Below are 6,479 nucleotides of genomic sequence, written 5' to 3'. Positions count from 1 at the left end.
GTAATCTCAGCTCCGATCACATCATCGCTCGTATAGGTACGGATAAAAGAGGGGAAAAAAGAGGCAAACTCACTCGCCGTCTCCTGAGAAAACGAATTCACGACAAGAGCGGTAGGAAGCTTCTGCATTACCTCCGCAGCAAACGAAGGACCCGACAAGAAAGCAAGATTCTCCTTAGGGACATATTCTCCGTAGATGTCGTTTAAAAACCGCCCGCTGGAAGCTTCGATCCCTTTGGCCGCGACCAGAATTTTTTGTCCCGAAAAAACAAAATGTTCTTTGAGCCATTGGGCTATCTGTTGGGCAGGAATTGCAATAATAAGATATCGGCAGTTAAGTACCTCTTCCAACGACCTGAAGTTAGGCCATTCACGCGGGCTTCGGGAAGTAATAATAACCTCGTTTTTTTCACTCATCGCAAAACTGAGAGCTTCTCCCCATTTGCCGGCTCCGATAATCCCTACTTTGCCCATTTCTCAACTCCCATCGCTTCGGATAAAGCCGATATGCTGTCTTCATACCCGACCACAACCAAAATATCCTCTGGATCAATATGGTGATGATGTCCCTTGGAGGTAAAACTGAATGTCGCGGAGAGCTGATGATCGACTATAGCAAGAACAAGAACATCAAACTCCTCTCCCCAATCAATATCGTGCAGATGCTTACCGACTAAAAAAGAGTTCTCCGGCACACTAATCTGTGCTATTTTCAAAAAAGACTGCTCGTATAATATGTCGTGCAATACTTCGGTAACCGTCGGTTTTTCTAACATTTCGGTGATAATATTGGCGGTAATCTGCTGCGTTGCCATCACTTTGTTGGCCCCGGCGCTTTTCATCTTTGCGGCACTTTCATGATCTCCCGCCAACGCAATAATCGGTAGTTCCTCGAAAATAGATCGGAGGGAAATTGTCAAAAAGACGTTTTCGGCATCTTTGTCCAGCGCACAAAACACAATAAGACTTTCCGGATCAAACCGCTCTTCAATCAGTTTCCAATCTTCCCCCAAGTCAAAAAGCGCTACCTCAAAGCCTGCCGCTTTTGCCGCGCTCCGTTCGGCTTCGGTCATCACAAATATAGCAAAAGAGAGATATTCGGGAGCGATCTGCATCGCTATTTGTTTTGCGTACTCGTTGAATCCGAATACAATCGCACTTTGATAACTCATACTCTCTTCTTCCTCCGCATAAGGGCCTTGAACTCATCGATTAACGAACGGGTACCCACAACGATAACCACATCACCGGCATCTATTATAAGGGTATTGGAGGGGTTAAAGAAAAAAGATTGGCTGGATTGTTTATAGACACCCAATACGATGAGCCGTTTATGAAACATCGAAAGTTTTGTGGTATCAAAAAATTGGCCTGCCATGAGATCATCCAAAACGATCTCTTCGATAAATACGCCGCTATTTTCAGAGCGTAGGGCATGAATCACTTCAAAAGCCACCGGCCTTCCGCTCACCTCTTTAGACATTAATCCGATCAGCTCCTGCGTATAGACAATCTCATTAATACCTGCCAAAGAGAGCTTTCGACGATTTTCATGATGGAGTAAAATAGAGAGCATTTTAATACTTTTTGACATTTCACGAATGGTCAATGCCGTATAGACATTCAAGACATCACTCTCCTCCAGCAATATGACCGAAATGACTTGCGTCTCGAAATCGATCCTTAGTGCATGATAGGAGTGAAGCGAAGCCGGATCGAAAGTAAGAGCCAAAAGACCGTCTTTTTGAGCTTCGGCTACCTTTTTGTGATTGCTCTCCAAAATAACAACCTGATTGCCATTTTTGATAAAGCGGTGTGCAACCTGAGCCGTTAGGGGACTGTATCCGCAAATCAGATAGAATTGATCAAATTTGGATACGTCATCGATCAGTTTATCCTCTTTGATCTCATCGAGTTTCTCGGTAAACGCCGATACGACAATCGACGTTGCAAATGAAATAACGGCAATACCGGCAACGATAATCACCATGGCGACCATTCGACCTTCGCTGGTTGCGGGGACAAAATCACCGTATCCGACGGTAAAAATCGTTACCACCGACCAGTAAACGGCCTCAAACAGAGTGTTAATCTTCGAATCTGGATTATTTGCCTCCATAACATAAATCAGGACGGAAGAGACGGTAATGATCACACCGGCAAACACACCGAGAGTAAGGAATTCAAATTTTTTGGAAGCCAATATCGAAACGAATTGCTGCAAACTTTTAGCATATCGAAAAAGCTTGAATACCCGAAAGAGAATAAATACGCGCAACAACCGCATCTCATGGAAAAACGGCATAATTGCGAGCAAGTCGATAATCGCCGACGGAGAGAAGACGAAGCCCATTTTTGTCATCATGATACGATGCAATACACCCCATACTCGAAACGGACGCTGTAAAAAAAGATCATGTTCGTACTGCTCGATTATCGCTTTTGAATTATCACTGTACACCCAAAGACGAAGCATATATTCAATCAGAAAAATAACGGAAATAACATAATTGTTAAAAAAAAGCCAATCAGGTTTTACTTCATATTTAACATGATGAACGAGGATATAGACACTGATGACAATCAGCACCATCATCGTATAATCGAAAAACTTTTTATACGGATAGTTGGTGTTTTCTAGAAGGTTATGGGCAAATTTTTTGATATATCGATAGTTTGGAGACGCATGGAGAAAAAATGCAATCCCTACGATCCATCGGCTGATCATCCTCACCCTTATTGTGCTAGTTTAGTTTGAAGAATTTCGTTCAGTGTATTCGGATTTGCCGAACCTTTGGATGCTTTCATCGCCTGACCGACAAAAAATCCGAAGAGCTTGTCTTTGCCCGATTTGTATTCCGCCACTTTATCGGTATTGGCAGCCAAAATTTCATCGATTAATGCCTCAAGAGCACCCGTATCGCTCACTTGCTTGAGACCGAGTTTTTCAATAACCGCATCGATATCCCCACCGTTTTCAAGGAGGTAATCAAGAACTTCTTTCGCCGCTTTCCCGCTGATAACGCTCTCTTCGATACGCTTGACGAGGGTTCCGAGCATTACCGCACTGATCGGTGATTCGGATGGGCTCATACCACCGCTTAAACGCCCTTGCAGCTCTACTGTAAGCCACGTTACCGCATTTTTCGCACTGATCCCCTGCTCTAGCATCGCTTCAAAATAGTGCGCGGTTTCAAGATCTGCCGTAATAACCGCCGCATTATAGTCATTGATTCCAAATTCACTCACGAAACGCTCTTTTTTCGCATCGGGGAGTTCAGGGATGTTGCAGACATCGGCATACATCGCATCATCGACGATCACTTTGAGCAAATCGGGTTCAGGGAAATAACGATAATCGGCCGCTTCCTCTTTGCCGCGCATCGAGCGGGTCTCTTGTTTTACTTGGTCGAACAAACGGGTTTCCTGAACGATTTCAGATTCATACGTGCCGTCTTCCCACGCTTCACGCTGACGCGCTACTTCGAGTTCGATTGCCCGCTGGATAAATCGGAAACTGTTGATGTTCTTGATCTCGACACGGGTGTAGAGCTTCTCATCCCCCTTCGGACGGATAGAGACGTTGACGTCTACGCGGAACGATCCCTCTTGCATGTTGGCATCGGAGATATCGATATAACGGACGATGGAGTGGAGTTTTTTAAGATACAAGATCGCATCTTCAGCCGAGCGCATATCGGGTTCAGAGACGATTTCAAGCAACGGTGTCCCCGCACGATTCAAATCGACTTTTGAAATAGCTCCGTCATGGATATTTTTTCCCGCATCCGCTTCGATATGCGCGCGATTGATACGGATCGTTTTATGGCTTCCGTCTTCAAAATCGATCACCAGTTTTCCGTGTTCGACAACCGGCGTATACAGCTGAGTAATTTGATAGGCGCTCGGGCTGTCGGGATAAAAATAGCTCTTACGGTCAAAGAACGACGTACGGTTGATCGTGGCTCCCACTGCCGTACCGAACATCCCCGCTTTACGAACCGCCTCTTTGTTTAGAACCGGAAGCGCACCAGGCAATGCGAGACAGGTAGGACACGTGTTGGTGTTTTGTTCGTGGTTAAAACTCGTCGGGCATGAGCAAAAAAGTTTAGACTGGGTATTGAGCTGGACGTGAACTTCCAAACCGATAATGGTTTCAAACATACGAAAAATTCCTTGGTTTATATAAAATAGCGGATAGAGGCGAAGCCGTAAACTCCAACCTCTTGCACCGCAGTTATCTGCTCTTGGGTCGTAACTCCGCCCAACGCAAAAATAGGTACTCTTATTTTATCCATTATTTCTTTTAAATCCTCTAAACCCTTGGGTTCACCTTTGGCAGGGGAGAAGAAAATCGGGCTGTAGGTAATCGCATCGGCACCGAGTTCTTGGGCACGCGAGGCTTCCTCATGCGTATGAGTACTGACAATGACATACAGCCCCAATGCTTTTGCCTCATTGATCGCATCAAGCTGTGCCGAGGTGAGGTGTACTCCATCGGCTTCTAAAGTCTTTGCAAGTAGATAATCTCTGTGCAATAAAACTTTTGAAATAGAATGATTTCGGCATACACGGATAAAGGTTTGTGCTAGATTCGGATAATCAACCGCTTGTTTGTCGCGAAAAAGGGAAAAGTCGGGAAGTGTTTGTGAGAATACGGAATTCAATGATGCGTTGAGTACCTCCGAAGAGGTACCGTAAAAAGCGGGATCGGTGATTAGATAACTCTTCACGCGTCCGTTGCAGATGGGGTTTGTACACTCTCTCGAATCTCTTCGAGAAGTTCGTTTTGTTTTTTAAGAATATCGTTACGGTCGCGCGCCATCGACATTGTCTCCAGTACCAACAGCAAAAAGATTGCTAAAAAGATAAAGAGGAATGTAAACATCAACGCGGGGACAATTCCGAGAAAAACAAGCGATTGGAAAGTGACCCAGGCTCCGATTATGACGAAAGCCCAAGAGACGCCTCCGAGGAAGCTTAAAAGCGCGTCAAACGTACTTCGCTTCATCAAAATGTCTTAGTGGTCGTCGTGAAGAAGAACTGCACCGCCGAGATAAACGTACGTGAGCATCATGAAAATAAACGCCTGCAAGAATGCCATAAACGTCAACAATGCAAACGGTACGATCGGAAGTACCCACGGAGCCAGCATCAACAATACCATCAAGAACATATCGTCCCCTTTGACGTTACCGAACAATCGGAAGCTGAGAGAGATGATACGAGAGATGTGCGAAACGATCTCGATCGGGAACATCAACCATGCCAACCACCATACAGGACCCATGAAGTGTTTGAAGTAACTGATCAAACCGTTACGGCGAATACCTTCGAAGTTATAGTACGTAAAAACAACTAACGCAAGTGCCAACGTAAAGTCCAAAAACGCACTCGGCGCTTCAAAACCCGGAAGAACCCCGATAACGTTTGCGATACCGACGAAAAGACCGATAGTCGCAACAAGCGGAAGATAACGACGTGCTTCCGCTTTGCCCATAACGTCCGCGCCCATTGCTAGTACGCCGCTAAGATACGCTTCCATAACGTTTTGAGTTCCCGTTGGAACCAATCGTAGATTTGAGGTCGCCATTTTCGCGATAATCAACACGATTGCTGCTGTAAGCAACATGTGTGTGAGGAAAATGAACGAATGTTCGTGGCTGATAAGGCCGAAGAAGGTAAACAACTCACCCATAAGTAGTGTTCCTTTGCATGAAAAATTAGCGGGATTTTACCCTAACACAGATTAAAATCCTATAAACTCAGATGAATCAATTCCCGACGGGCGTCTAAAATATCATCATGGATCGCACATTTAAGCGCTTCGAGACTCTCAAACTTCTGATTTTTGCGTAAAAATTTGACAAAACTGATAGATGCCCGCTCACAGCTTTGGATATTTGCATCTAAAATATGACTCTCAACCGCGTAACTGCCATCCGTTGTCACTCGGTGCCCCACAAACACGACGGAGGGGTGAAAATGTTCCTCCCCATCAATACGGGTCAATGCCGCATAAACCCCCTCATACGGGAGCAGATATCCGGGACATTCGAGATTGATTGTGGGAACAAGCTCGGTTTTGCCGATCCCCTGCCCTTTGATCACAGAACCTTTGATAGAGTAGTTATGCCCTAAAAAGCGGTTGGCTCCGCTTAGATCGCCGATTTGGATTTTAGTGCGGATTTTATGCGAATGGACAGAATCCCCCTCGATACACACCTGATCGATTACCTTCACCTCGCCTTCAAACAATTCGCCCAAATTGGCATGAGAGTAACGGCGGTTTTTCCCGAAATGAAAGTCGTATCCGACCACGATTTTGCGTAAATGGGGAAAACGCTCTCTCAGCATCGCTACAAAGGCTTCCCCTTCTAGGTGACGGATAGCTTCCAGAGAATAATAGACGATAGGATAGTGGCTGTAGTGTTCACGCTCACTCCCCGGCGTTAAGTTGGCATATCCTGTTTCGATAAC

Annotated in this window: 7 protein-coding genes and 1 pseudogene; all 8 read right to left on the bottom strand. The window is 45.4% G+C overall.

Annotated features, from left to right (window positions below):
• Positions 1–473 (bottom strand): annotated as a pseudogene (locus Q0C19_RS08330) (glycerol-3-phosphate dehydrogenase); the annotation flags it as partial.
• The gene (locus Q0C19_RS08325) at positions 461–1,171 is read right to left on the bottom strand and encodes a TrkA C-terminal domain-containing protein (protein ID WP_295055035.1); all 711 of its coding nucleotides are present in this window, start codon (positions 1,169–1,171) and stop codon (positions 461–463) included. The gene Q0C19_RS08325 and the pseudogene Q0C19_RS08330, both read right to left, overlap by 13 nt.
• A complete protein-coding gene (locus Q0C19_RS08320; RefSeq protein WP_295055034.1) occupies positions 1,168–2,727 on the bottom strand; it encodes an ion transporter in 1,560 nt (519 codons plus the stop codon). Before Q0C19_RS08320 ends, Q0C19_RS08325 begins: the two co-directional genes overlap by 4 nt.
• 8 nt (positions 2,728–2,735) lie before the next feature.
• Positions 2,736–4,163 (bottom strand): Asp-tRNA(Asn)/Glu-tRNA(Gln) amidotransferase subunit GatB, encoded by a 1,428-nt coding sequence (gatB, locus tag Q0C19_RS08315; RefSeq protein WP_295055031.1) that lies wholly within the window; start codon positions 4,161–4,163, stop codon positions 2,736–2,738.
• 17 nt (positions 4,164–4,180) lie between these two features.
• On the bottom strand, positions 4,181–4,732 hold the full coding sequence (locus tag Q0C19_RS08310; RefSeq protein WP_295055029.1) for a thiamine phosphate synthase: 552 nt from the start codon (positions 4,730–4,732) through the stop codon (positions 4,181–4,183).
• Positions 4,729–5,010: a hypothetical protein gene (locus tag Q0C19_RS08305; protein WP_295055027.1), complete on the bottom strand. Its 282-nt coding sequence runs from the start codon at positions 5,008–5,010 to the stop codon at positions 4,729–4,731. The genes Q0C19_RS08310 and Q0C19_RS08305 overlap by 4 nt, the downstream gene beginning before the upstream one ends.
• Before the next feature lie 9 nt (positions 5,011–5,019).
• On the bottom strand, positions 5,020–5,697 hold the full coding sequence (locus Q0C19_RS08300) for a F0F1 ATP synthase subunit A (RefSeq protein WP_295055025.1): 678 nt from the start codon (positions 5,695–5,697) through the stop codon (positions 5,020–5,022).
• A gap of 59 nt (positions 5,698–5,756) precedes the next feature.
• A partial coding sequence (locus Q0C19_RS08295) for a bifunctional riboflavin kinase/FAD synthetase (RefSeq protein WP_295055023.1) occupies positions 5,757–6,479 on the bottom strand: 723 nt, incomplete at its 5' end.

Source organism: Sulfuricurvum sp., assembly GCF_023250475.1.
Taxonomy (GTDB): Bacteria; Campylobacterota; Campylobacteria; order Campylobacterales; family Sulfurimonadaceae; genus Sulfuricurvum.
This window is presented reverse-complemented; position numbering and strand designations above follow the sequence as displayed.